This is a genomic window from Paraburkholderia sp. CNPSo 3076 (assembly GCF_026343935.1).
GTDB lineage: Bacteria > Pseudomonadota > Gammaproteobacteria > Burkholderiales > Burkholderiaceae > Paraburkholderia > Paraburkholderia nodosa.
On the sequence record NZ_JAPMAL010000010.1, the window covers coordinates 65,988 to 87,383 of the forward strand.

Here is a 21,396-nt window from a genome sequence, read left to right on the forward strand (position 1 = left end):
CGCGGCTCCTTACTGGTCGCCAGGCACTTCGGGCCACAGCAACGGATTCGGGCTCGCGCGACGGTAGCCCGCATCGCTCATCAGCAGATCGAGCGTGAGGCTCGCCAGGTCGTCGGCAAGCGGCTCGAAATCGAGGTCTTTCTCCTGATAGCCGATCTTGCGGTACGTATGGCATTCGTCGCACGATTCGGCCTTGAGTGCATCATTGCCCCCTTCGATGCCGTGATACGCAATGCCCTTGGTCGAATCGCAGTTCGTGCACTTCACCCGCACCACGTGCGCCTCGGTGCCGCACAGGCCGCATTGCGCAAACCGATAGCCCTGATACGCGCCGCCAATGCGCACGATGCTGGCAACGGGCGGCGACCCGCACACGGGACATACGCCCGGTGCGTCGACATAGGGCACGTCCCGCACATCGATGCGGCTCGCGAGGTCGGTCCACACCACCTGCAGCGCGGCCATGATGAACGGCGCGGTGGCGGGTGCGACTTCGGTGTAGCGCTGCGCGAGAACCGCATCGGCCTGGACGTCGAGTTGCGCTTCGTTCATGGCGCGCAGTTCGTCTAGCACTTTCGCGAGCGCAGGCGCGACGGCTCCTGCCGCTTCGACCCGATCGGCGAGACGCAATAGCACGGCGTGCCATTGCGGATCACGCTCGCCCGAAATCGCCGGCAGTATCGGCATGCAATGATGCTGCGCGTTCGCAATGGCTTCGCGCGAAGGCATGGACGCGCTGCAATGTTCGAGCGCCTCCTGCTGCGCATCGACGAGCGCTGCCATGAGACGCACGTAGCCGCCAATGGGATTGTGGTCCGCGAGATGCCGCAGGCGCACGGCGCGCGTGCTGAAAAAGGCGAAGCGCTCGGGCAGACGGATGCGCGGAATCGCCGAAGGATCGAGCGATTCGATTTGCTGCGGGTCGAGAATGCGTTGCGTCACGACGGTCTGCTCCAGAACGGCTTCACAAAGAAAAAACCGCCGTGCCCTCGCGGGCGCCGGCGGTTTGCCGCTCGCGCCGCCACTGCCTTAGCCAACGGCGCGGCAGGCGGCGCGCAGCCTGTGCGTTACTTGATGCTCTCGCGGAACCAGCGCGGATGATGCTTTCTCGCCCAGCCCCAAGTGACGTAACCGCGCGTCATCGCGCCGATCGACCCCTTCACCCAAAGCGCTGCATAAATATGGACGATGATGCCGCACATCAGCACGAACGCCGCTACCGCATGCACCAGGGAAGAGAGCCGGATAATCTCGATCGAGAAATAGATCGAAAAATATCGCCGCCAGATCACGATGCCGCTCAAAAGCAACAGCACGAGGCAAACCACCATCACAAAGAATAACAGCTTCTGGCCCGCATTGTAGCGGCCGATCTCGGGCAACCTGTCTTCGCGGTTGTTGAGCACGTCGCCCATCTGTTTCATCCACTGGATATCGTCTTTGTCCAGATAGTTGTGATGCCAGAAGCGCAACGCAAGGAGCAGGAACGAGACGAACATCACGATGCCGATGAACGGATGCAAAATACGCGTCCACTGGCCGCCGCCAAGCACCGCATAAAGCCAGGACATGGCCGGATGAAACATCGCGAGGCCCGAGAGCGCGAGCAGGATGAAGCTGATCGCGGTGATCCAGTGGTTGCTGCGCTCGTTGGGCGTGTAGCGCTCGATCAGTTGCGGTTCATCGTCTTTCATCGCTGCGCTCCTCGGGCGGTTCGCCACGCATGCGCCGCGCCTCGTCGCGCGCGGCAACTTCATCTTCTTCCGTCACCTCGTTCGGGCCGACTCGCGTGTAGTGGAAGAAACCCGCCAGCGCCGTGAGCGCCATGATGCCGAGTGCGATCGGCTTGGCGGCGCCCTTCCAGAGCCGCACCATCGGGCTGATGCGCGGGTTATCGGGCAGCCCGTGATAAAGCGAGGGCCGGTCCGCGTGATGCAGCACATACATTACGTGCGTGCCGCTCACGCCCGGCGGATCGTAGAGCCCGGCGTTCTGAAAGCCGCGCTCCTTGAGGTCCACGATGCGCTCGGCCGCATGCTGCTTCATGTCTTCCTTGGTGCCGAACACGATTGCGCCCGTCGGGCAGGTCTTCACGCAAGCGGGTTCCTGCCCCACCGCCACGCGGTCCGAACACAGCGTGCATTTGTAGACGCGACGGTCCTTCTGCGAGAGGCGCGGAATATTGAATGGGCAGCCCGTGATGCAAAAGCCGCAGCCAATGCAATTCTCCTGGTGGAAATCCACGATGCCGTTCGTATACTGCACGATCGCGCCCGGCGACGGACACGCCTTCAGGCAGCCCGGGTCCTCGCAATGCATGCAGCCGTCCTTGCGAATCAGCCATTCGAGGTTGCCGTCCGGGTTCTCCCATTCCGAGAACCGCATGACGGTCCACGAGTGCTCGGTGAGATCGTGCGGATTGTCGTAGACACCCGTATTGACACCGATTTCGTCGCGCAGATCGTTCCACTCCATGCACGCCGTTTGACACGCCTTGCAGCCAATGCACTTGGTCACGTCGATGAGCTTCGCGACCGTGCCCGTGACCGGCTCGCGCACGCCCGGCGGCGGCGTGGTCGTGGCTGAGATGCGCTTGATGTCGAGTGATTGCAATGCCATGGTTCGCGCCCCCTATGCCTTTTCGACCTTCACGAGGAACGACTTGAACTCGGGTGTCTGCGAATTGCCGTCGCCCACGGGCGGCGTGAGCGTATTCGTCAGATAGCCCGGGTGCGTGAGTCCCGTGAAGCCCCAGTGCAGCGGTACGCCAACCTGATGCACGGTCTTGCCCTCGATGGTCAGCGGCTTGATGCGCTTGGTGACCACCGCCACCGCGACCAGATAGCCGCGATTGCTCGACACCTTCACGCGCTCGCCCGCCACCACGCCCACCTCCTTCGCGAGCGCCTCGCCGATCTCGACGAACTGCTGCGGCTGAATGATCGCGTTCAGCCGGGCGTGTTTCGTCCAGAAGTGGAAGTGCTCGGTGAGCCGGTACGTGGTCGCCACATGCGGGAACTGCTGCGCGGTTCCAAACGTCTTGCGGTCGTCGGGGAACACGCGCGCCGCCGGATTGCTCGTGGCGAGCGGGTTGTTCGGATGGAACGGGTTATAGCCGAGCGGGTTCTCGAACGGTTCGTAATGCTCAGGGAATGGACCTTCGTTCATGCCGTCGCGGGCGAAGAAGCGCGCCACGCCCTCGGGGTTCATGATGAACGGCCCCATGCCCTGATCGGGCGCTTCATCGACCTTGTAGTCGGGTATGTCCGCGCCCGTCCATGCACTGCCGTTCCAGCCTATCAGCTTGCGGGTCGGATCGAAGGGCTTGCCCGCCACGTCGCACGAGGCACGGTTGTACAGCACGCGCCGGTTCGCCGGCCACGCCCAGGCCCAGTTGAGCGTCTGCCCGATGCCCGTGGGGTCGTCGTTGTCGCGCCGACCCATCTGGTTGCCCGCCTGGGTCCACGCGCCGCAGAAGATCCAGCAGCCGCTCGCGGTCGTGCCATCGTCCTTCAGCTGCGCGAAGGCCGAGAGCTGCTCGCCCTTCTTCACGAGCACCTTGGTCGGATCTTTCGCATCGGTCAGGTCGGCGAGGGCACGGCCGTTGTACTCCTTCGCCAGTTCTTCCGGCGTAGGGCTCGCGGGATTCGAATAGGGCCAGTCGAGCTTGACGATCGGATCGGGCAGCTTGCCGCCGTCCTTCTGATACGCGGCGCGTATGCGCAGGAACAGGCCCGACATGATCTCGAGGTCGCTCTTCGCCTCGCCCGGCGGCTCCGCACCCTTCCAGTGCCACTGCAGCACGCGGCTCGAACTCACGAGAGAGCCGTTTTCTTCCGCAAAGCACGTGGTGGGCAAACGGAACACTTCGGTTTGAATCGAAGTCGGATCGACATCGTTATAGTCGCCGTACTTCTTCCAGAACTCGGCAGTTTCGATGGCGAGCGGGTCCATGATCACGAGCCACTTGAGCTTGCTGAGCGCCGAGACGGTCTTGGCCTTGTTCGGGGAGGACGCCATGACGTTGAAGCCCTGGCAGATATAGCCGTTGACCTTGCCCTGATTCATCAACTCGATGGTCTGCAGCAGGTCGTACGGCTTGTCGAGCTTGGGCAGCCAGTCGTAGCCCCAGTTGTTGTCCTTCGTGGCTGCGTCGCCCCACCACGACTTCATGAAGCTCACGAAGAATGCGCCGTAATGCTGCCAGTAGCTGAGCTGGTTCGGCCGCATGGGCTGCGACGCGCGCTTCTTGATGTAGTCGTCGTAGTCCTGCTCCGCTTCGAACGGCAGCGTCATGTAACCCGTGAGCAGGTTCGACATGAGCCCGAGGTCGGTCAGCCCCTGGATGTTCGAGTGGCCGCGCAGCGCGTTCATGCCGCCGCCCGCAATGCCGATATTGCCGAGCAGGAGCTGCACCATCGCGCCGGTGCGGATATTCTGCGAGCCGATCGAGTGATGGGTCCAGCCGAGCGCATACATGATCGTGGCCGCGCGGCCCGGCACGGCCGTGCTCGCAAGCATTTCGCACACCTTCAGGAATTTGTCCTTCGGCGTGCCGCACACTTTCTCGACCATCTCGGGCGTGTAGCGCGAGTAATGCTGCTTGAGCAGCTGATATACGCAGCGCGGATTCTGCAGCGTGTCGTCGGTCTTCACGAAGCCGTCGTCGCCGAGCTCGTAGTTCCACGACGACTTGTCTGGGTACGAATGCTTCTGAGGATCGTAGCCCGAAAAAATGCCGTCGTTGAACGCGTAGTCTTCGCGCACGATGAACGAGAAGTCCGTGTAGTTCTTCACGTACTCGTGCTGGATCTTGTCGTTGGTGAGCAAGTAGCTGATCACCGCGCCAAGAAAGGCGACGTCCGTGCCCGTGCGGATCGGCGCGTAGAAGTCCGCGACCGATGCCGTGCGCGTGAAGCGCGGGTCCACCACGATGAGCCGCGCCTTGCGGTGCGCCTTCGCCTCCGTGACCCACTTGAAGCCGCACGGGTGCGCCTCGGCCGCATTGCCGCCCATCACCAGAATCACGTCCGCATTGCGAATGTCGACCCAATGGTTCGTCATCGCTCCACGGCCAAACGTCGGGGCAAGACCTGCCACCGTCGGGCCGTGTCAGACACGCGCCTGGTTGTCGAATGCTAGCAGGCCCATGCTGCGGGCCACTTTGTGCGTGAGATAGCCGACTTCGTTGGTGCCCGCCGATGCGGCCAGCATGCCCGTGGTCAACCAGCGGTTCACGGTCTTGCCGTCGGCGGTTTTCTCGACGAAGTTCGCGTCGCGATCTTCCTTCAACAGCTTCGCGATCCGGTCGAGCGCCTCATCCCACGAAATGCGTTTCCACTCGTTCGAGCCGGCCGCCCGGTACTCGGGGTACTTGAGGCGGCTCTCGCTATGAATGAAATCGATCAGGCTCGCGCCCTTCGGGCACAGCGTGCCGCGATTGACGGGGTGATCGGGATCGCCCTCGATATGGATGACGCTCGTCGTAGCATTCTTCGCGCCATCGCCGAGACCGTACATGAGGATCCCGCAACCAACCGAGCAGTACGGGCAGGTATTGCGGGTTTCAGTGGTGCGCGCCAGTTTGTATTGTCGGACCTCGGCAAGCGCGTTGTCGGGCGCGAACCCCATCAACGCGAGGCTGGAACCCGCCAGCGACGTAGCCGTGACCTTGAGGAACTGGCGCCGGGACATCTGCAGCATGATTCGTCCTCGGCCTGGTTGTGGGTTTTTTCAGTATAAGACGTTTTGGGAGACGGATCGCGCTGGATGCCCGCGAGCTTTACGTGCAGCGCGAGATCGCCCGGGAACCCCGCTTGCTAATATTGAATGTTGAACGAGCCAACTTTGTGACGAAAACGAACCACTGAAGCACCACCGCGGGGCGCTCCATCATGTCAACGCTTTCCACCGAACGACTGCAGTCCGCCGCGCGCAAGGAAGCGTCGTGGGTGGTGGGCGCGTTGCGCCAGTTCATTGCCAATCGCTGCCCGTCGCTGGCGGCGAGCATCGCGTTCTATTCGGCGTTTTCGCTCGCGCCCACGCTCGTGATGGTGATTGCCGTGGCCGGCTGGTTCTTTGGCGACGATGCCGCCCGCGGCGAACTCTTCCGCCAGGTCCACAACGTGCTCGGCGACGACGCGGCCGCGGGCATCACCACCATCGTGCAGAACGCGCACCGGGCGGGCGGCAAGGGCGGCGTCGCGGCGATTATCTCGCTCGCCCTGCTCGTAATCGGCGCGTCCGCAACCTTCTCCTCGCTCAATTCCGCGCTGAACATCGTCTGGCCGCCGGACGGGCAGCGTCCCTCCAGCATGATGGCGCTCGTGCGCGTGCGGCTCATTTCGTTCAGCCTCGTGCTGGGCGTCGCGTTCCTGCTGATCGTCTCGCTCGTGCTCGACACGGCCATTACGTTCGTCGGTCAGTGGCTCTGGGGCAATTCTCCTTATGTGATCATTGGCAACCTGATGCAACTCGCCGTGGGTCTCGTGGTGCTGGCCGTCGCGTTCGGCGCCCTGCTGCGCTTCCTGCCCGACGCCGACGTGCGCTGGCGCGACGCGATGGTGGGCGGCATCGTCGCGGCGGTGCTGTTCTCGGCGGGCAAGAAGCTATTCGCGCTCTATCTCGCGCACGCGGGCATGGCGACGGCCTTCGGCGCCGCCGGCTCGCTCGCGGTGCTGCTCATGTGGCTCTATTTTTCAGCGGCGGTGCTCCTGCTCGGCGCGGAATTCTCGGCCGCGCGCGGGCGCATGCACGACCCGCGTGGCGCGTGGGGTTTCCTTGAGGAAACACCGCCCGGCAGCCGCGCCAAGCTGGCCTCGGTGCTCGCCGCCTCCACCATCGTCGCGCGGCACGACACGAAGCGTGCGGACCGTCCCGCCGCTGCGCTGGCGCCATCGGCCGTGCCGATCGGAAACGCCGGCACGGCCGCCACGGCAATGCCTGCGGCTCTGGCGGCAGCCATTTTGGCAGACAAATCGACACGATCGGAAACTCCGCTCGGCGCGATCGGGCGCGCGAGCGCGCATGGCGGCGCGTTCGGGAGGCTGAAATCGGGGCTGCAGATCCGCCGTTCGGTCGTGCGCATGGAGGACAGCGCCACTTACGCGGCCGCGCTCACGCTGGTCCACGCGGGCCGCACGGTCGCCGCCGCGGACCGCTACGTGAAGCGCCACCCGTGGGGTTCGGTGCTGTTCGTCGCCAGCGCCGCGCTCGCCATGACAGCCGCCGGCAGGCGCCGCCACCCCAATGCCGCCGCGCCAATTGAGGCGGCCACCCAAGGTCGCAGTAAGGCGAAAAAATAACGGCTGTTTACGGAACTTTTATCAAAAACGACAATAATGCTCGATCAACAATCCAATATTTCTTAAAACGGCATAGTGGACCGAGGCCCCGTCTGACAAGGGGTTCTGGCCGGTGTCAGGTTTTCGCGACAATCTTTATTTTTTCATTTCAGGTCGCCTGGCCTGCTGCGTTATTCTGCAACGCGCAACAACTAAACAATTTCTGCGTGGAGAAAACAGAATGAAACGAGTCGCTCTCTCGACCCTCTCGCTGGCCCTCTTGGCCGCAGCTGGCACCGCTCACGCTCAAAGCAGCGTGACCCTCTATGGTGTGATCGACGAATCGATCCAGTACGTCAACCACACGATGAACAGCCAAGGTCAAAACAAGAACCTGGTCGCCCTGGTCGGCGGCAACCTGCAGGGTAACCGCTGGGGCCTGAAGGGCACGGAAGATCTGGGCGGCGGCCTTAAGGCAATTTTCCAATTGGAAAGCGGCTTCGACATCAACAGCGGCAAGATGGGCAAGTACAACGGCAACACGGCGATCTTCGGCCGTCAAGCATTCGTTGGCCTGTCGCACGACCAGTACGGTACGGTCACGTTCGGCCGCCAGTACGACCCCGTGGTCGACATGGTTCAGCCGCTGACGGGTGACAACTACTTCGGCAGCACGTTCGCTACCCCGGGTGACGTCGACAACAACGACAACAGCTCGCGTACGAACAGCGCGGTCAAGTACGTCTCGCCAGTTCTGCAAGGCTTCCAGTTCGAAGGCATGTACGCGTTTGGCGGCGTGGCTGGCTCGACCGGCTCGGGTCAGACCTGGGGTGCTGCTGCAACGTACGGCATCGGCTCGTTCAACGTCGCCGGCGGCTACGTCCGCATGGACAACGCGTCGTCGCCGGCATCGCGCGCGGCTAACGGCGGCTGGGCTTCGGGCGCAACGTCGGACGCCATGTTCCAGGACGGCAGCCAGATCACCCAGGCTTACGCTTCGGCGAAGTCGGTTGGCATTGCTTCGGTGGCTGCACAATACGTCGCTGGTCCGTTCACGTTCAACGGCCGTTACAGCAACGTTCAGATGCGCCGGGACAGCGCTTCGGCATTCCCGTCGAACCAGCGCTTCAACGTCGCAGGCGGCTACCTCGGTTATCAGCTGAACCCGGCACTGCTGCTCGGCCTCGGCTACACCTGGACGCACGGCTCTGGCGACACCTCGAACACGTACAACCAGGTTTCGCTCGGCGCGGACTACAACCTGTCGAAGCGCACCGACCTGTACGCTGTGGCGGCCTGGCAGCACGCCAACGGCACGCAGCGCGACAGCGCGACCACGACGTCGATCGCAGGCGCGTCGATCGGCTCGTACGGCTACAACTCAGCTACGAGCTCGCAGACCATGGTCAGCCTGGGCATCCGCCACAAGTTCTAAGCAACGCTTTACTCCGGGCTTCGGCCCGGCGCCGGAACGGGCTGACGAGCCCTTCCGGCGCAGCTCGCGAGACCACGCAGCTAAAAACGAAACGCCCCACAAACCAGCCTCAGGCGCAAGCCCTGGCTGGTTTTTTTATGGCCGCCGGGTTTTAGAAGCAATCCCCCACGGCGTGTTCACGTAAAGTCTTGACTTACGCCTTTTACACGCCTTTTACACGAGCGAAAGGCTCAACGCAGCCGCGCCAGCGCGGCGGCGGCGTGCCACACGAACGCGTCGCTCAGCGCCGTCGCCGCGCGCTGCGTGCCGCGCACGACATGGAGCGCGCTCGACAGCGCGGGCGTGAAGCGCTTCACGCTCACCCGCGCGCTCGCGTGCTGCGCTGTCAGCGCGTCGACGAGCGCGATGCCCATCCCCGCCTCCACCATCGCCACGACGGATTGCGCGAGCGCCGCTTCGACGCCGGGCTCGCGCGCCACCCCGCATTCGGCAAAGTGCCGGTCGATCGAGAGGCGCGCCTCGCTCGCCGCGGCAAACGAAATGAAGGGTTCGCCCGCGCAGTCTTGCGCATGAATCACGCGTTTGCGCGCGAGCCGGTGCCCGCGCGGCACGATGCAGCGCAGCGGCCATTCACCCAGATACTCGAGACGCGCGCCAGGATGCGCGACGGCTTGCGCGACGAAACCGAGATCGCAGCGTTGCGCCGCCACCCGCTCGGCAATCCCGGCGGCCTCGCCCGTCAGCAATTCGAAATCGACGCCTTCGTGCTCGCTCGCAAACGCGGCGGCCACGCGCGGCAGGAAGTCGGCGCAAAGATCCGCCGAAGCGGCAACGCGCACGACGCCGCGCCGTTGCGCGCGAATCTGCGCGGCCGCCTGAGCCACGCGCTCGAAACCGAAGAACGCGCGCTCGACTTCGTCTTGCAGCGTATGGGCCTCGACGGTCGGCAGCAAACGCCCCCGGCGCCGCTCGAAAAGCGCGAACCCCACCTTTGCTTCGAAGTCGGCAAGCAAACGGCTCACCGCAGGTTGAGAAATGCCGAGCGCCTGTGCCGCGCGCGTGACGGTGCGCCATTGCATCAACGCGCGAAACGCTTCCACCTGGCGCAAACTGAGGTCGGCTGTCTGCATAACACCTTGTTATGGATGGTTGAACTATTCTGTCTAAAGCATCACTTTCATATGATATCGACGACGACCATATCGCAAATACAGAGATATCATACTGAATATCAGCCATAACATCAGGACATAGCAAAGCAGTTTCAGTGCGCATTGCACGTACCAAATGAAAAATCCCCGTGGGCTCGACGCCAACGGGGATTTTTTGGTACTGACGGGTAACCGCTACCCGAAGGCCGCGGCTTGTAGCGCAATCAGCGCGATCAGGCTGCTGCTGCGTCCTTCAGCTTCTTCAGGGCGCGCGCCTTGATGCGGACCGATGCGGGCTTCGCCGGGAACCAGCGCTCTTCGCCCGTGAACGGATCCTTGCCGAAGCGCTTCTTCTTCGCCGGCACGGCCTGGACGACGATCTTCAGAAGGCCCGACAGCGTGAATTCGCCAGCGCCCTTCTTGTGGACCGAACCGAGGATCGTGTCTTCCAGCGCGGCGAGCACGGCCTTGGCAGCCTTCGGCTCGACGCCTGCACGCTCAGCGACGTGGGTAGCCAGCGAGGCCTTCGTGAAGGTGTCCTTGATCGGCGTCGGTGCGCCGGACGCCTTCACGGCGACCTTCTTAGCTGCGGCCGTCTTGGTGGCGGGCGCTTTCTTTGCGGCAACCTTCTTGGCCGGGGCAGCTGCCTTTTTTGCGGCCACTTTCTTTGCGGAAGTCGGCATGTTTCTCCTACCAGTGTTGGTCAGTGAATCGAAGAAGCACTGCGGAATGCACGTGCTTCAACGGCGGATTCTACATACGCGCAAGCGTTTTGCGTGAAGCTTTTGCATTGTCGTTACGATTTTGTTGCGCGGCGCTGACTCTCGATCACATTTTGACGCCTGTTTACAGGGGTAAACGTGCCCCGGACGCGCCCGAATCGCTGACGGACGACGCACTTCGGTCGGCGCGGCGCACGCCGCGTTCATCAGGAAAGCGCCATACGTATGGCGTTTTTGCACGATTTCGGCTGCCACGCCGGTGTCGCCGAGACGGCAAGATGCAGTCAAAGCGTGCGCAGCAGCGTGGCGAGCGACGTCAGCGCGGCGTCGATACGCTCGGCGTCGACTCCACCGTAACCGAACAGAAAACCGCTCTGCACAGGCGCTTCGAGATGAAACGGCGCGAGCGGGTGCAGGCCGATCGACGCGCGGCGCGCGGCCTGCGCGAGCGCGGCGGCGTCGAGCGGCGCGACGAGCCGTGCCGCCAGGTGCAACCCCGCCGTGTTCGGCATGACGGGTTCGAGCCACGGCGCAAGCGGTCCGCTCAGATGCGCGAGCAGCACGTCGTGGCGCTGCGAATACGCCTGATTGACAACGCCTAAAGTGCACCTGCGGTTACGCAGTTCGCGAGTCCAACGCATCGTTGTCAACCTCGCTGTCGACGACAGCGCCACGAAATTCAACTCGATAGGTGAACGCTCATGCAAGCACGTCTGGATTTCTACAAGGCCAACCCGGAAGGCACGAAGGCCATGATTGCGCTCGAAGAGCGCGCGAGCAAAAGCTCGATCGAAAAGCCGCTCGCAGAACGGGGGCGCCTGCGCGCTTCGCAGATCAATGGCTGCGCCTGTTGTGTCGACATGCACACCATTGATGCACGTAAGGGCGGCGAAACCGATCGCCGGCTCGCCACGGTATCGGTGTGGCGCGAAACGCCGTTCTACACTGAACGCGAGCGCGCGGCGCTCGAATGGACCGAATCGGTCACGCTGTTCGCGCAAACGCACGTGCCCGACGACGTTTGGGAACGCGTGAAGCCGCATTTCAGCGATCAGGAGATCGCCGACTCACGCTGCCGATCATCGCGATCAACGGCTGGAACCGCATCGCGGTGACGTTCCGCAAGATGCCGGCCTGAGTTTGAAGCAGCCAACGCGCCGCTTCAGTTGCCGCAAGTTAAGCGGCGGCTGAACGCGGCGCGTGTCTCGTTCAGTGAACGCTTTCCGATTGCGGCTCGCACGTGCGCCGCTGGCAGTTTTTGCGTGGTTTTTGGCATGGTTGTGGACCGGGGCGAGATTACAGTGATTTCCGAATCATCGACACAGCTGTCGACCCTTTGCGACAGTCCAATCTTGACCGGGAACCCCACATGGCACTGCAAATCGGATTTCTCGCATTTCCCAACGTTCAGCAGCTCGACCTGACCGGCCCGTACGACGTGCTCGCGTCGATGCCGGACAGCCAGGCGCGGCTCATCTGGAAGACGCGCGATCCGGTGCGCTCGAGCACCGGTCTCATGCTCACGCCCGACACGACCTTCGAGGACTGCCCGCCACTCGACGTGGTCTGCGTGCCGGGCGGCAGTGGCGTCTCCCTGCTGATTCCCGACGACGAGACGCTCGCGTTCCTGCGCCGCCAGGCGAGCACGGCGCGCTACGTCACCTCGGTTTGCACGGGCGCGCTCGTGCTCGGCGCGGCCGGGCTGCTGCGCGGACGCCGCGCGACCACGCACTGGGCCTTCCACGAACTGCTGGAGCCGCTCGGCGCGCTGCCCGTGAAAGCGCGCGTGGTGCGCGACGGGAACGTGCTGACCGGCGGCGGCATCACTGCCGGTATCGATTTCGCATTAACGCTCGCCGCCGAGCTGATCGGCGACGAGGCCGCCCAGGCGCTCCAGCTCGAACTTGAATACGCCCCCGCGCCGCCATTCGATGCGGGCGACCCCGCCAGCGCGCCGCGTGTGATCGTGGAAAGGTTGCGCGCGCAGACAGCTGCGTCGCTCGCCGAACGCGCGCGCGTAGTCGCAGCGGCGGCCGCGAAACTCGGCGCCTGAGTGCCCAGCGAGGCCGCCGGGGTCGCCGCTGCGGTTACCAGCAAGCCAGGGTCAGCGCTTGCTACCGTCTTTGGTGGGGATCGATTACATTGAGCAACGGGCGCGCCGCAGCCATCTGCGCCCGTCGTCCCAGCCCTGAGTAAGTCGTTCAAACCAGTCATTAGGGGAATTAATGCACTCCACCACCAGCAAGCTGACTCTCGCCGCGGCGACCGCCGCATTCCTGATCGGCGTTGCCGCGCCGGCATTCGCGCAAACGGAAGCCAGCGCACCCGCCGCGGCCACGGCCACGGCCTCGCAACCGCTCACCAAGGAACAGAAGGCGCAGGCAAAGGCTCAGGCCAAAGCGCAGCGCAAGGCCGAACGCAAGCAAGCCCGCGCGAAGAACAACGCCGAGCTGAAGAAGCTGGAAGACGCGGGCTACAAGCCGGCACTGAACGACCCGAACTATCCGCAGAACCTGCAGGATGCACAGAAGAAAGCTAACGCTGCTGCTGGCGCCAGCCAGTAATTCGCGTCGGCGGCCGTTTTAACCGGCTGTTTTGCCGGTTAAAACGACGCCTCCACCATCAACTTGCCCGCATCACCCGCAGCATGCTGCCACGCTGCCCTTCCCCCGCCTTCGCGCTCGCCCGCTCCCGCCGTACACACTAAACGCTTCATCAGTCGAATGGCAGTACCATCCGCGAAGCGAATGCGCTGACTCGTTCGCAAGCCGCCACACCGCCGCTTTTCGACGCTGTATGCGCCCTGCCAGAAGCGACACGCGAGCCATGCCGCATGCATGCCCAACATGGAGTCTTCGCCATGAACGCACCCCAGCCAGCCGCCAACGCGAGCGCCGCGCCGCAGAAAAAGGGCATACCTGTGGGCCTGATCGCGGGCGTGATCGCGCTCGTCGTCGTGCTTCTGCTGCCCCTGCCCGATAGCCTCCCGCCCGCCGGCCAGCGCATGCTCGCCATCCTCGCGTTCGCCGTGGTCGTGTGGCTCACCGAAGCCGTATCGTACGAAGCGAGCGCCATCATCATCACCTCACTCATGGCGTTTCTCGTGGGGACCGCGCCCACCATCGACAACCCCGCTGTCGATTACGGCACCAACAAAGCCATCAGCATGGCGCTCGCGGGCTTCTCGAATTCCGCGCTCGCGCTCGTGGCCGGCGCACTCTTTATCTCCGCGGCGATGACCGTCACCGGGCTCGACCGGCGCATTGCGCTCGTCACGCTCTCGCTGATCGGCACCACCACGCGGCGCATCCTGATCGGCGCGGTCGCCGTGACCATCGTGCTCTCGCTCGTGGTGCCGAGCGCCACCGCGCGCAGCGCCTGCGTCGTGCCGATCATGGTGGGCGTGATCTCGGCGTTCGGCGTGGACAAGCGCTCGAACATCGCGGCGGGCATCATGATCGTGGTCGCGCAAGCCACCAGCATCTGGAACGTCGGCATCCAGACTGCCGCCGCGCAGAATCTGCTGACCGTGGGCTTCATGGACAAGATGCTCGGCGCGCGCGTCACGTGGCTCGACTGGCTCATTGCGGGTGCGCCCTGGGCGATCGTCATGTCGGCGGCGCTGCTCTTCATCGTGCTGAAGATGCTGCCGCCCGAAGCCGACGCTATCGCGGGCGGCAAGGAAGCCGTCGAAGCCTCGCTGCGCGAACTCGGCCCCATGACGGGCCCGCAAAAACGCCTGCTGGGTGTTTCCATCGGCCTGCTGCTGTTCTGGGCGACCGAAGGCAAGCTGCACCCGTTCGATACCACCTCGGTCACTTACGTTGGGCTCGTGCTGCTGCTGTTGCCGCGCTTTGGTGTGATGGACTGGAAGACCGTGCAAAGCCGCATTCCGTGGGGCACGGTGATCGTGTTCGGCGTGGGCATCAGCCTCGGCACGGCGCTGCTCACGACGAAGGCCGGCCAATGGCTCGGCGACCTCGTCGCGCATCACACGGGGCTCGACACCGCCACCCCGTTCATGGCCTTCGCGATTCTCTCGGCCTTCCTCATCCTCATCCACCTCGGATTTGCGAGCGCAACGGCGCTCACCTCCGCGATGCTGCCGATTCTCGTGTCGGTGCTGCAGTCCATGCAGGGCGATTTCAACCGGCTCGGTCTCACCATGCTGCTCGGCTACGTCGTGAGCTTCGGCTTCATCCTGCCGATCAATGCGCCGCAAAACATGGTGTGCCTCGCCACCGAAACGTTTACGGCGAAGCAGTTCGCGCGCGTGGGCATCGTGCTGACGATCGTCGGCTACGTGTTATTGCTGCTGTTCGCCGCGACGTGGTGGCGCTGGCTGGGCTGGATCTGAACACTGCACCCGAACGCTGCACGGTTAGCAAGGAGCCGCTCATGGAAGTCAAGATCGACGACGCACGCCGCTTCGCCACGGCCGTGCTCACGAACGTCTCGGTGCCTGAAGACATTGCCGCCGACGTGGCCGATCACCTGATCGAATCCGACCGCGTGGGCTACGCGAGCCACGGCCTGTCGATCCTGCCTAACTACAAGCGCGTGCTTGCCGCGGGTTTCGTGGCCGCCGATGGTCGCGCGGAACGCGTAGTCGACCGCGGCAGCCTGATCGGCTATGACGGCCACAGTGGCTTTGGCCAGCACATTGGCAAGGTCGTGATGGAAGACGCGATCGCCCGCGCGCACGAGCATGGCCAGTGCATCGTGACGCTGCGCCATAGCCATCACCTGGGGCGCATGGGCCACTACGGCGAAATGGTCGCGGCGCAGGGCTACGTGCTGCTCGCGTTCACCAACGTGGTGAACCGCGCGCCGATCGTCGCGCCGTTCGGCGGACGCGAGCCTCGACTCACGACCAACCCGCTGTGCTTCGCGGGCCCGCTGCCGGGCGGGCGGCCGCCCTTCGTCGTGGATATCGCCACGAGCGCCATTGCCGTGAACAAGGCGCGCGTGCTCGCCGAAAACGGCCTGCCGGCGCCCGACGGCTCGGTGATCGACGCGAACGGCCAACCGAGCACCGACCCGAACGTGCTGTTCGCCGACCCGCCCGGCGCGCTGCTGCCGTTTGGCCTGCACAAAGGTTATGCGCTCGGGCTTGTGGCGGAACTGCTCGCGGGTGTGCTCTCGGGCGGCGGCACGATCCATCCGGACAACCCGCGCAACGGCGTCGCGACCAACAATCTGTTCGCGCTGGTGCTCGATCCGCAGGTGGATTTCAACACGACGTGGCGCTCGCAGGAGGTCGAATCGTTCCTCGACTATCTGCTCAGCTGCCCGCCGCAGGATCCGGCGCAGCCGGTGCAATATCCGGGCCAATATGAGGCGGAGAATCGCGCACGGCATATGCAGACGATCGTTCTGCCCGACTCCGTAAGAAAACCCTTCGCCGATATCACAAACGAACTGGGCATCGCGCCGCTCACGGCGATTTGAAACCGGCTTGAAACGGTCCAACGCGCCGCCGGACATGCAAAAAAAAGCCGCGCGAGCCCTTCGGGACCCGCGCGGCCATTTCATTCGTTGCGCCTACCTCACACGGCAACCGCGCCCACGTAGTTCTCGGCCATCGCCGTCGCGGCGGCGCGCGACGTGGTGACGTGCTCCAGCTCGGCGACCTGCAGGCGCTGCTCGAACGGCGTGGCATCGTCGAGGCGGTGCATCATGCGCGTCATCCAGTACGAGAAGTGTTCGGCGCGCCAGATGCGGCGCAGCGCCGTTTCGCTATAGCCGTCGAGCAGATCGGTGCGGCCTTCCTTGTAGAACGCCACCAGCGCCCCGGTCAGCACGCGCACGTCCGCCACCGCGAGATTGAGGCCCTTCGCGCCGGTAGGCGGCACGATATGCGCCGCGTCGCCCGCGAGAAAGAGGCGGCCGTGCTGCATCGTGGTCGTGACGAAGCTGCGCATGCCCACGATGTTCTTCTGGAAGATCTTGCCTTCCACCACCTGGTGGCCTTCGCGGGAATCGACGCGCGCGTGCAACTCGGCCCAGATGCGGTCGTCGGACCAGTGATCGACGTTGTCCTTCGGATCGCACTGGAAATACATGCGCTGCACGTTCGGCGAGCGCGTGCTGACGAGCGCGAAGCCGCGATCGTGCCGCGCGTAGATCAGCTCGTCGGACGTGGGCGGCGCCTCGACGAGAATGCCGAACCAGCCGAACGGGAACACGCGCTCGTAGTCCTGGCGCAGCGCCGCCGGAATCGAGGCGCGCGACACGCCGTGAAAACCGTCGCAGCCGATCACGTAGTCGCAGTGCAGCTCGTGCGCCTCGCCTTCGTGCGTGAAGCGGATCGACGGCGTGCTGGATTCGACGCCGTGAATCGACGTGTCCGAGACGTCGAAGAAGAGCTTGCCGTCCGCAGCCACGCGCGCGGCCACGAGGTCTTTGAGCACTTCGTGCTGCGCGTAGACGGTAATGGCTTTGCCCGTGAGGCCGGTGAGATCGATGCGGCGGCGCTTGCCTTCGAACGCGAGTTCGAAGCCGTGATGCAGCGCGCCTTCGGCCTTCATGCGCTCGCCGACGCCCGCTTCGGTGAGCACGTCCATCGTGCCTTGCTCGAGCACGCCGGCGCGAATGGTCGATTCGATCTGCTCGCGGCCACGCAGCTCGAGCACGACCGAGTCGATGCCACGCAAATGCAGAAGATGGGAAAGAAGCAGGCCCGCGGGCCCGGCGCCGATGATACCAACCTGAGTGCGCATGAGATGTCTCCTGATGCGGCGTTGCTTGAATTGATTTTTCGCAAGTTTCGCCGCTTCACCTGTTATCGCGCAACGCGATATGGAGAATATGGACTATCCCGATTTCGAATAATGCCGCAGGCGCCAGCCGTCTCGCCAGCCCGTCGTGCGGAACGGAAATTGCTCTTTGGCACGCTTCGCCTGCGCCCCACGTTCGCGCGCAGGCGCGCTCGTCGCCCATCAAAAACATCAAGGCCATGTCTTTTCCGTTCCGCTCCCGCACGCCCGCATCCGCCACGAAATCCCGCTCCATCCCGTTTGCCGCCACGCTCGCCGCTGCGTTGTGCCTCACCTGGCCGCTCGCGCAAACCGCCCATGCCGCTGACGCCCAGGCCGACGCCGCGGCCTCCGCGAGCGCGCCGGCCAACGCGCAGGAATTACAAACGTCCGCGCGATCGGCAAAGCCGGTTCGCTCGCCAGCGCAGCATGACGCGGCAAAAGAGAGCCAGCCCGCCACGCCCGCCGACCTCTACGGCCGCCTCTATCACGACGTGCAGCTCGCGCAGATCTTCCCCGACAGCAAGACGTTTGCCGACATGCTGCCCAACGAGCGCCCGAGCCAGATCACGGCGGCCTACGAGCGCTGGCGCCAGCAGCACGCGGGGTTGCACGACAACGCCGCGCGCAAGGCCGCGCTCACGCAGTTCGTGAACCAGTACTTCACGGCCCCGGCGCAAACTGAAAACCACTACGTTTCCGATCCGAACCAGGATGTCGTCGGCCACATCGACACACTCTGGAACGTGCTGAGCCGCCGCCCCGACGCGAAGCCGGATCCGTATTCGTCGCTGCTGCCGCTGCCGTACGCGTACGTCGTGCCGGGCGGGCGCTTCAACGAAATCTACTACTGGGATTCGTACTTCATCATGCTCGGCCTGGAAGCCAGCGGCCGCCACGAACTCGCGCTCGACGAGCTGAACAACTTCGCCGCGCTGATCGACCGCTACGGCCATATCGCGAACGGCAATCGCACGTACTACCTGAGCCGCTCGCAGCCGCCGTTTTTCGCGCAGATGGTGAGCCTCGTCGCGGAGAAAGACGGCGACGCCGTGTACCTCCACTACCTGCCGCAATTGCGCAAGGAATACGACTACTGGATGGCCGGCGCGCAGACGCTCAAGCCCGGCCACGCCGCGCGCCACCTCGTGCGCCTGCCCGACGGCACGCTGCTCAACCGCTACTGGGACGCGCGCAACCGCCCGCGCGACGAGTCGTACCGCGAAGACATCCTCACCGCGCGCGCCACGCCGCAGCGCGATGCCTCCGACCTCTGGCGCAACCTGCGCGCGGGCGCGGAAACGGGCTGGGACTACAGTTCGCGCTGGCTCGCCGACGGCCACACCCTCTCGACCATCGACGTGACCTCGCTCGCGCCGGTGGACCTCAATTCGCTGATGGTGATCCTCGAACGCACGCTCGCGAAGGCCTACGGCCTGAAGGGCGACGCGCGCGAGGCCGAACTGATGACGAAGCGCGCGCAACAACGCGCCGACGCCATCGACCGCGTGCTCTGGGATCCGCAATTGCACGCATACAGCGACTACGACTTCGCACACCGCACGCTCACGCACCGGCTCACGGCGGCGACCGTCTACCCGCTCTATGCGGGCGCCGCGACGAAGGCCCAGGCACAGGAAGTAGCCGCCGCGGTGCGCGCCGGACTGCTGCGCCCCGGCGGCCTCGCCACCACCCAGGTCGCGACCGGCCAGCAATGGGACGAGCCGAACGGCTGGGCGCCGCTCCAATATCTCGCGGTCATGGGGCTGCGCCGCTACGGCGAGCAGGACCTGGCGCAGGAAATCGCCACGCGCTGGATCGCCACGAATCTCGCCTACTACACCCGCACGCACAAGCTCGTCGAGAAGTACGACGTGAGCGCGTCGGCCACGAAGGCCTCGTCGGCGGGCGGCGGCGAATATCCGCTGCAGGACGGCTTTGGATGGACCAATGGCGTACTGCGCGTGCTGCTGCAGATGTATCCGCAGACGGGCGCCGCCCAAGGCGCCCCGGCGGCGTCCGGCGCGGCTGCTGCCAGCGCGCCCTGAGGCGACGCCGCTAGCCCGCCGCGGCGTACACTTTTTGCGCTACCACTGCGTAATCGTCGTGTTGCAACAGGAGCCACCCATGCGCAACGAAACGGCCTTTTTGTTCGACCTCGACGGCACGCTCGTCGACAGCGTGTATCAGCACGTGCTCGCATGGAAGGAAGCGCTCGACGCGGACGGCATCGAGCTTTCGGTGTGGCGCATTCATCGGCGCATCGGGATGAGCGGCGGGCTTTTCATGAACCAGTTGCTGCGCGAGACGCACGAGGCCCACGAGACGATCGCGCCCGAGCGTATCGCACGCTTGCAAAAACTACACGCTGACGCCTATCGCCGCCACGCCGACAAGGTGCGGCCGCTGCCCGGCGCTCGCGCGCTGCTCGACGCCCTGAGCGCCGCGCAGGTGCCCTGGGCGATCGCCACGAGCGGGCGGCTCGCCACGGCGTCCGTGAACTTGCAGGCGCTCGGCGTGGACCCGTCCGTCACGACCGTGGTCACGCGCGACGAAGTGCGCCACGCCAAGCCCGATCCGGATCTCTTCGTCGCCGCGGCGCTGCGGCTGAGCGTGCCGATCGAGCGCTGCCTCGTGGTGGGCGACAGCGTCTGGGACATGCTCGCGGCCCAGCGCTGCCGCGCGCTCGGCATTGGCCTGCAGTCGGGCGGCTACGGCACCGAGGAACTGGAGCGTGCGGGCGCGCTGCGCGTGTACGAAGATCCCGCCGACCTGCTCGGCCACCTCGACGAAGTCTGCGCGCGCGACTGAGCGGCTGGTTGGGCGGCTAATCGAACTGATCGCGCGCACCGCCCGCATGCGGCGCGAAAATTGCGCAGCTCTCGAATGTGCAGTGCAGCACCGCCGCTGCGCCGCCCCGCCTCTGGCGCACGTCATGTACTGCATGTCGCGCGCCATCGGCGTATGCTGACATAGGTCAATTCGACAACTCACCGGCCGGCTCCCGCCGCCTGCTGCGATGAACGACTCCGCCCCTGCCCCCGGAACTCCCAGCGCGCCGCGCGTGACGGTGGTCGTCCTCACGCGCAATCACGTACGTCAAACCATCGATACCGTCGCGCGCCTCACCGCCCTTCCCGAGCACCCCGACCTCATCGTGGCCGACAACGGCTCCACCGATTCCACCGTCTCCCTGCTGGCGTCGCTCTTTCCGCAAGTGCGCATCGTCCAGTCGCTGGGCGACCACGGCATGGCCGGCTTCAATCGCGCCGTGCTGCTCGCGCGCACCGACTACGTCGCGTGCTGCGACGACAGCACCTGGTTCGCACCCGGCGCGCTCGCGCGCGCGGCGCAGCTGCTAGACGCCCATGCGCAAGTCGCCGTGCTCAATGCGCGCGTGGTAAGCGGCGACGAGCGCGAAATTCACCCCGCCTGCCTGATGCTCGCCGCCACGTCGCCGGGCGCGGAAGGCGACGCCGGCCCGGCGCTCGCGAACTTCATGGCGGGCGCGTGCATTTTCCGCGCGGCCGTGTTCCGCGCACTCGGCGGCTACGAGGAGCGGCTGTCACACGGCGGCGCCGAGGAGCTTGCCGCGCTCGACATGCTGTCGGCCGGCCATGAGATCGTCTATTGCGAGCAGGCGCTCGCACATCGCGAACCGCTTTACCGCTGGTTCACGCGCGCGCAGCAATGCGCGCTCGCGCGCAACACCGCCTGGGTGGCATGGATGCGCCTGCCCGCGCGCGATGCGTTCGCGGCGACCGGCCGTGCGCTCGCCGTGTTCGCACGCCAGCGCTCGCTCGGGCCCGCGGGCGTGGCGCTGCTGCGCGGCGCGTTCTGGACGTTGCGCGCACGCCGCGTGGTGCCGCCCCACGTCGTGCTGCTCACCCGCCAGGTCCGCCGCGCGGAACGCCACGTGCGCGCGGGCATTCCGGCAATGGCCGAAAAGTACGACCGCTCAGGGCAGCGCGCGTGGTAAGCTGCGGCGCCCGCTGTACGCGGGCCGTCCATTCAAGAGGCCAGAGCCTGTCAAACTTGTGAACAGGC

General features: G+C 65.0%; 18 protein-coding genes and 1 pseudogene. 10 read left to right on the plus strand and 9 right to left on the minus strand.

The features are described from left to right. Nucleotides 1-9: 9 nt before the first annotated feature. The 4 genes from fdhE to fdnG form a co-directional block, all read right to left on the minus strand. Complete coding sequence (gene fdhE / locus M3A49_RS13425; protein ID WP_266229088.1) at nucleotides 10-942, minus strand: formate dehydrogenase accessory protein FdhE; 933 nt, start codon at nucleotides 940-942, stop codon at nucleotides 10-12. Nucleotides 943-1,067: 125 nt separating this feature from the next. Then, on the minus strand, nucleotides 1,068-1,694 hold the full coding sequence (locus tag M3A49_RS13430) for a formate dehydrogenase subunit gamma (RefSeq protein WP_254355562.1): 627 nt from the start codon (nucleotides 1,692-1,694) through the stop codon (nucleotides 1,068-1,070). Then, the gene (fdxH, locus tag M3A49_RS13435) at nucleotides 1,681-2,619 is read right to left on the minus strand and encodes a formate dehydrogenase subunit beta (protein WP_254332467.1); all 939 of its coding nucleotides are present in this window, start codon (nucleotides 2,617-2,619) and stop codon (nucleotides 1,681-1,683) included. The genes M3A49_RS13430 and fdxH overlap by 14 nt, the downstream gene beginning before the upstream one ends. A 12-nt stretch (nucleotides 2,620-2,631) precedes the next feature. Beyond that, entirely contained in the window at nucleotides 2,632-5,703 is a 3,072-nt protein-coding gene (fdnG, locus tag M3A49_RS13440; protein WP_266229089.1) for a formate dehydrogenase-N subunit alpha, read from the minus strand. A 191-nt stretch (nucleotides 5,704-5,894) separates the two neighbouring features. Between fdnG and M3A49_RS13445 the strand changes: the two genes are divergently transcribed. After that, nucleotides 5,895-7,304: a YihY/virulence factor BrkB family protein gene (locus M3A49_RS13445; RefSeq protein WP_266229090.1), complete on the plus strand. Its 1,410-nt coding sequence runs from the start codon at nucleotides 5,895-5,897 to the stop codon at nucleotides 7,302-7,304. 220 nt (nucleotides 7,305-7,524) lie between these two features. Further along, nucleotides 7,525-8,718: a porin gene (locus tag M3A49_RS13450; protein WP_254355559.1), complete on the plus strand. Its 1,194-nt coding sequence runs from the start codon at nucleotides 7,525-7,527 to the stop codon at nucleotides 8,716-8,718. A 230-nt stretch (nucleotides 8,719-8,948) separates the two neighbouring features. Here M3A49_RS13450 and M3A49_RS13455 read toward each other — a convergent pair whose 3' ends face one another. The 3 genes from M3A49_RS13455 to M3A49_RS13465 all read right to left on the minus strand — a co-directional run bounded on the left by M3A49_RS13455 (nucleotide 8,949) and on the right by M3A49_RS13465 (nucleotide 11,232). Continuing rightward, a complete protein-coding gene (locus M3A49_RS13455) occupies nucleotides 8,949-9,848 on the minus strand; it encodes a LysR substrate-binding domain-containing protein (RefSeq protein WP_266229091.1) in 900 nt (299 codons plus the stop codon). Nucleotides 9,849-10,102: 254 nt separating this feature from the next. Continuing rightward, nucleotides 10,103-10,552, minus strand: coding sequence for an HU family DNA-binding protein (locus M3A49_RS13460; RefSeq protein WP_028205533.1), 450 nt, complete (start codon nucleotides 10,550-10,552; stop codon nucleotides 10,103-10,105). 323 nt (nucleotides 10,553-10,875) lie between these two features. Beyond that, entirely contained in the window at nucleotides 10,876-11,232 is a 357-nt protein-coding gene (locus M3A49_RS13465) for a hypothetical protein (RefSeq protein WP_266229092.1), read from the minus strand. A gap of 60 nt (nucleotides 11,233-11,292) precedes the next feature. On the opposite strand from M3A49_RS13465, the pseudogene M3A49_RS13470 reads away from it, so the two are divergent. From M3A49_RS13470 to M3A49_RS13490, 5 genes and pseudogenes are all read left to right on the plus strand, one after another. Beyond that, nucleotides 11,293-11,729 (plus strand): annotated as a pseudogene (locus M3A49_RS13470) (carboxymuconolactone decarboxylase family protein). Between the two features lie 231 nt (nucleotides 11,730-11,960). Further along, entirely contained in the window at nucleotides 11,961-12,644 is a 684-nt protein-coding gene (locus M3A49_RS13475; RefSeq protein ID WP_254355556.1) for a DJ-1/PfpI family protein, read from the plus strand. A 172-nt stretch (nucleotides 12,645-12,816) separates the two neighbouring features. Further along, nucleotides 12,817-13,155, plus strand: a complete 339-nt coding sequence (locus M3A49_RS13480) for a DUF4148 domain-containing protein (protein WP_266229093.1) — start codon at nucleotides 12,817-12,819, stop codon at nucleotides 13,153-13,155. Between the two features lie 296 nt (nucleotides 13,156-13,451). Beyond that, nucleotides 13,452-14,948 (plus strand): DASS family sodium-coupled anion symporter, encoded by a 1,497-nt coding sequence (locus M3A49_RS13485; RefSeq protein ID WP_266229094.1) that lies wholly within the window; start codon nucleotides 13,452-13,454, stop codon nucleotides 14,946-14,948. Between the two features lie 41 nt (nucleotides 14,949-14,989). Beyond that, the gene (locus M3A49_RS13490) at nucleotides 14,990-16,042 is read left to right on the plus strand and encodes an Ldh family oxidoreductase (RefSeq protein ID WP_254355553.1); all 1,053 of its coding nucleotides are present in this window, start codon (nucleotides 14,990-14,992) and stop codon (nucleotides 16,040-16,042) included. A gap of 98 nt (nucleotides 16,043-16,140) precedes the next feature. Here M3A49_RS13490 and M3A49_RS13495 read toward each other — a convergent pair whose 3' ends face one another. Beyond that, nucleotides 16,141-17,313, minus strand: coding sequence for a 4-hydroxybenzoate 3-monooxygenase (locus tag M3A49_RS13495; RefSeq protein WP_266229095.1), 1,173 nt, complete (start codon nucleotides 17,311-17,313; stop codon nucleotides 16,141-16,143). 55 nt (nucleotides 17,314-17,368) lie between these two features. Beyond that, nucleotides 17,369-17,551, minus strand: a complete 183-nt coding sequence (locus tag M3A49_RS13500) for a hypothetical protein (protein ID WP_266229096.1) — start codon at nucleotides 17,549-17,551, stop codon at nucleotides 17,369-17,371. Between M3A49_RS13500 and treF the strand changes: the two genes are divergently transcribed. The 3 genes from treF (at nucleotide 17,550) to M3A49_RS13515 (ending at nucleotide 21,328) form a co-directional block, all read left to right on the plus strand. Beyond that, nucleotides 17,550-19,397, plus strand: coding sequence for an alpha,alpha-trehalase TreF (treF, locus tag M3A49_RS13505; RefSeq protein ID WP_266229097.1), 1,848 nt, complete (start codon nucleotides 17,550-17,552; stop codon nucleotides 19,395-19,397). The genes M3A49_RS13500 and treF overlap by 2 nt on opposite strands. Before the next feature lie 79 nt (nucleotides 19,398-19,476). Continuing rightward, nucleotides 19,477-20,160 (plus strand): HAD family hydrolase, encoded by a 684-nt coding sequence (locus M3A49_RS13510; RefSeq protein WP_254355551.1) that lies wholly within the window; start codon nucleotides 19,477-19,479, stop codon nucleotides 20,158-20,160. A 208-nt stretch (nucleotides 20,161-20,368) separates the two neighbouring features. Further along, nucleotides 20,369-21,328, plus strand: coding sequence for a glycosyltransferase family 2 protein (locus M3A49_RS13515; protein ID WP_254355550.1), 960 nt, complete (start codon nucleotides 20,369-20,371; stop codon nucleotides 21,326-21,328). Nucleotides 21,329-21,396: the final 68 nt, after the last annotated feature.

Excerpts from the sequence above, each read along its gene's own strand:
- M3A49_RS13510 (WP_254355551.1), top strand. The coding sequence starts at position 19,477 with ATGCGCAACGAAACGGCCTTTTTGTTCGACCTCGACGGCACGCTCGTC.
- M3A49_RS13465 (WP_266229092.1), bottom strand. The coding sequence starts at position 11,232 with ATGCGTTGGACTCGCGAACTGCGTAACCGCAGGTGCACTTTAGGCGTT.
- M3A49_RS13480 (WP_266229093.1), top strand. The coding sequence starts at position 12,817 with ATGCACTCCACCACCAGCAAGCTGACTCTCGCCGCGGCGACCGCCGCA.
- M3A49_RS13485 (WP_266229094.1), top strand. The coding sequence starts at position 13,452 with ATGAACGCACCCCAGCCAGCCGCCAACGCGAGCGCCGCGCCGCAGAAA.
- M3A49_RS13455 (WP_266229091.1), bottom strand. The coding sequence starts at position 9,848 with ATGCAGACAGCCGACCTCAGTTTGCGCCAGGTGGAAGCGTTTCGCGCG.
- fdxH (WP_254332467.1), bottom strand. The coding sequence starts at position 2,619 with ATGGCATTGCAATCACTCGACATCAAGCGCATCTCAGCCACGACCACG.
- M3A49_RS13450 (WP_254355559.1), top strand. The coding sequence starts at position 7,525 with ATGAAACGAGTCGCTCTCTCGACCCTCTCGCTGGCCCTCTTGGCCGCA.
- M3A49_RS13475 (WP_254355556.1), top strand. The coding sequence starts at position 11,961 with ATGGCACTGCAAATCGGATTTCTCGCATTTCCCAACGTTCAGCAGCTC.
- M3A49_RS13460 (WP_028205533.1), bottom strand. The coding sequence starts at position 10,552 with ATGCCGACTTCCGCAAAGAAAGTGGCCGCAAAAAAGGCAGCTGCCCCG.
- M3A49_RS13515 (WP_254355550.1), top strand. The coding sequence starts at position 20,369 with ATGAACGACTCCGCCCCTGCCCCCGGAACTCCCAGCGCGCCGCGCGTG.
- M3A49_RS13430 (WP_254355562.1), bottom strand. The coding sequence starts at position 1,694 with ATGAAAGACGATGAACCGCAACTGATCGAGCGCTACACGCCCAACGAG.
- M3A49_RS13495 (WP_266229095.1), bottom strand. The coding sequence starts at position 17,313 with ATGCGCACTCAGGTTGGTATCATCGGCGCCGGGCCCGCGGGCCTGCTT.
- M3A49_RS13445 (WP_266229090.1), top strand. The coding sequence starts at position 5,895 with ATGTCAACGCTTTCCACCGAACGACTGCAGTCCGCCGCGCGCAAGGAA.
- M3A49_RS13500 (WP_266229096.1), bottom strand. The coding sequence starts at position 17,551 with ATGGCCTTGATGTTTTTGATGGGCGACGAGCGCGCCTGCGCGCGAACG.
- M3A49_RS13490 (WP_254355553.1), top strand. The coding sequence starts at position 14,990 with ATGGAAGTCAAGATCGACGACGCACGCCGCTTCGCCACGGCCGTGCTC.
- treF (WP_266229097.1), top strand. The coding sequence starts at position 17,550 with ATGTCTTTTCCGTTCCGCTCCCGCACGCCCGCATCCGCCACGAAATCC.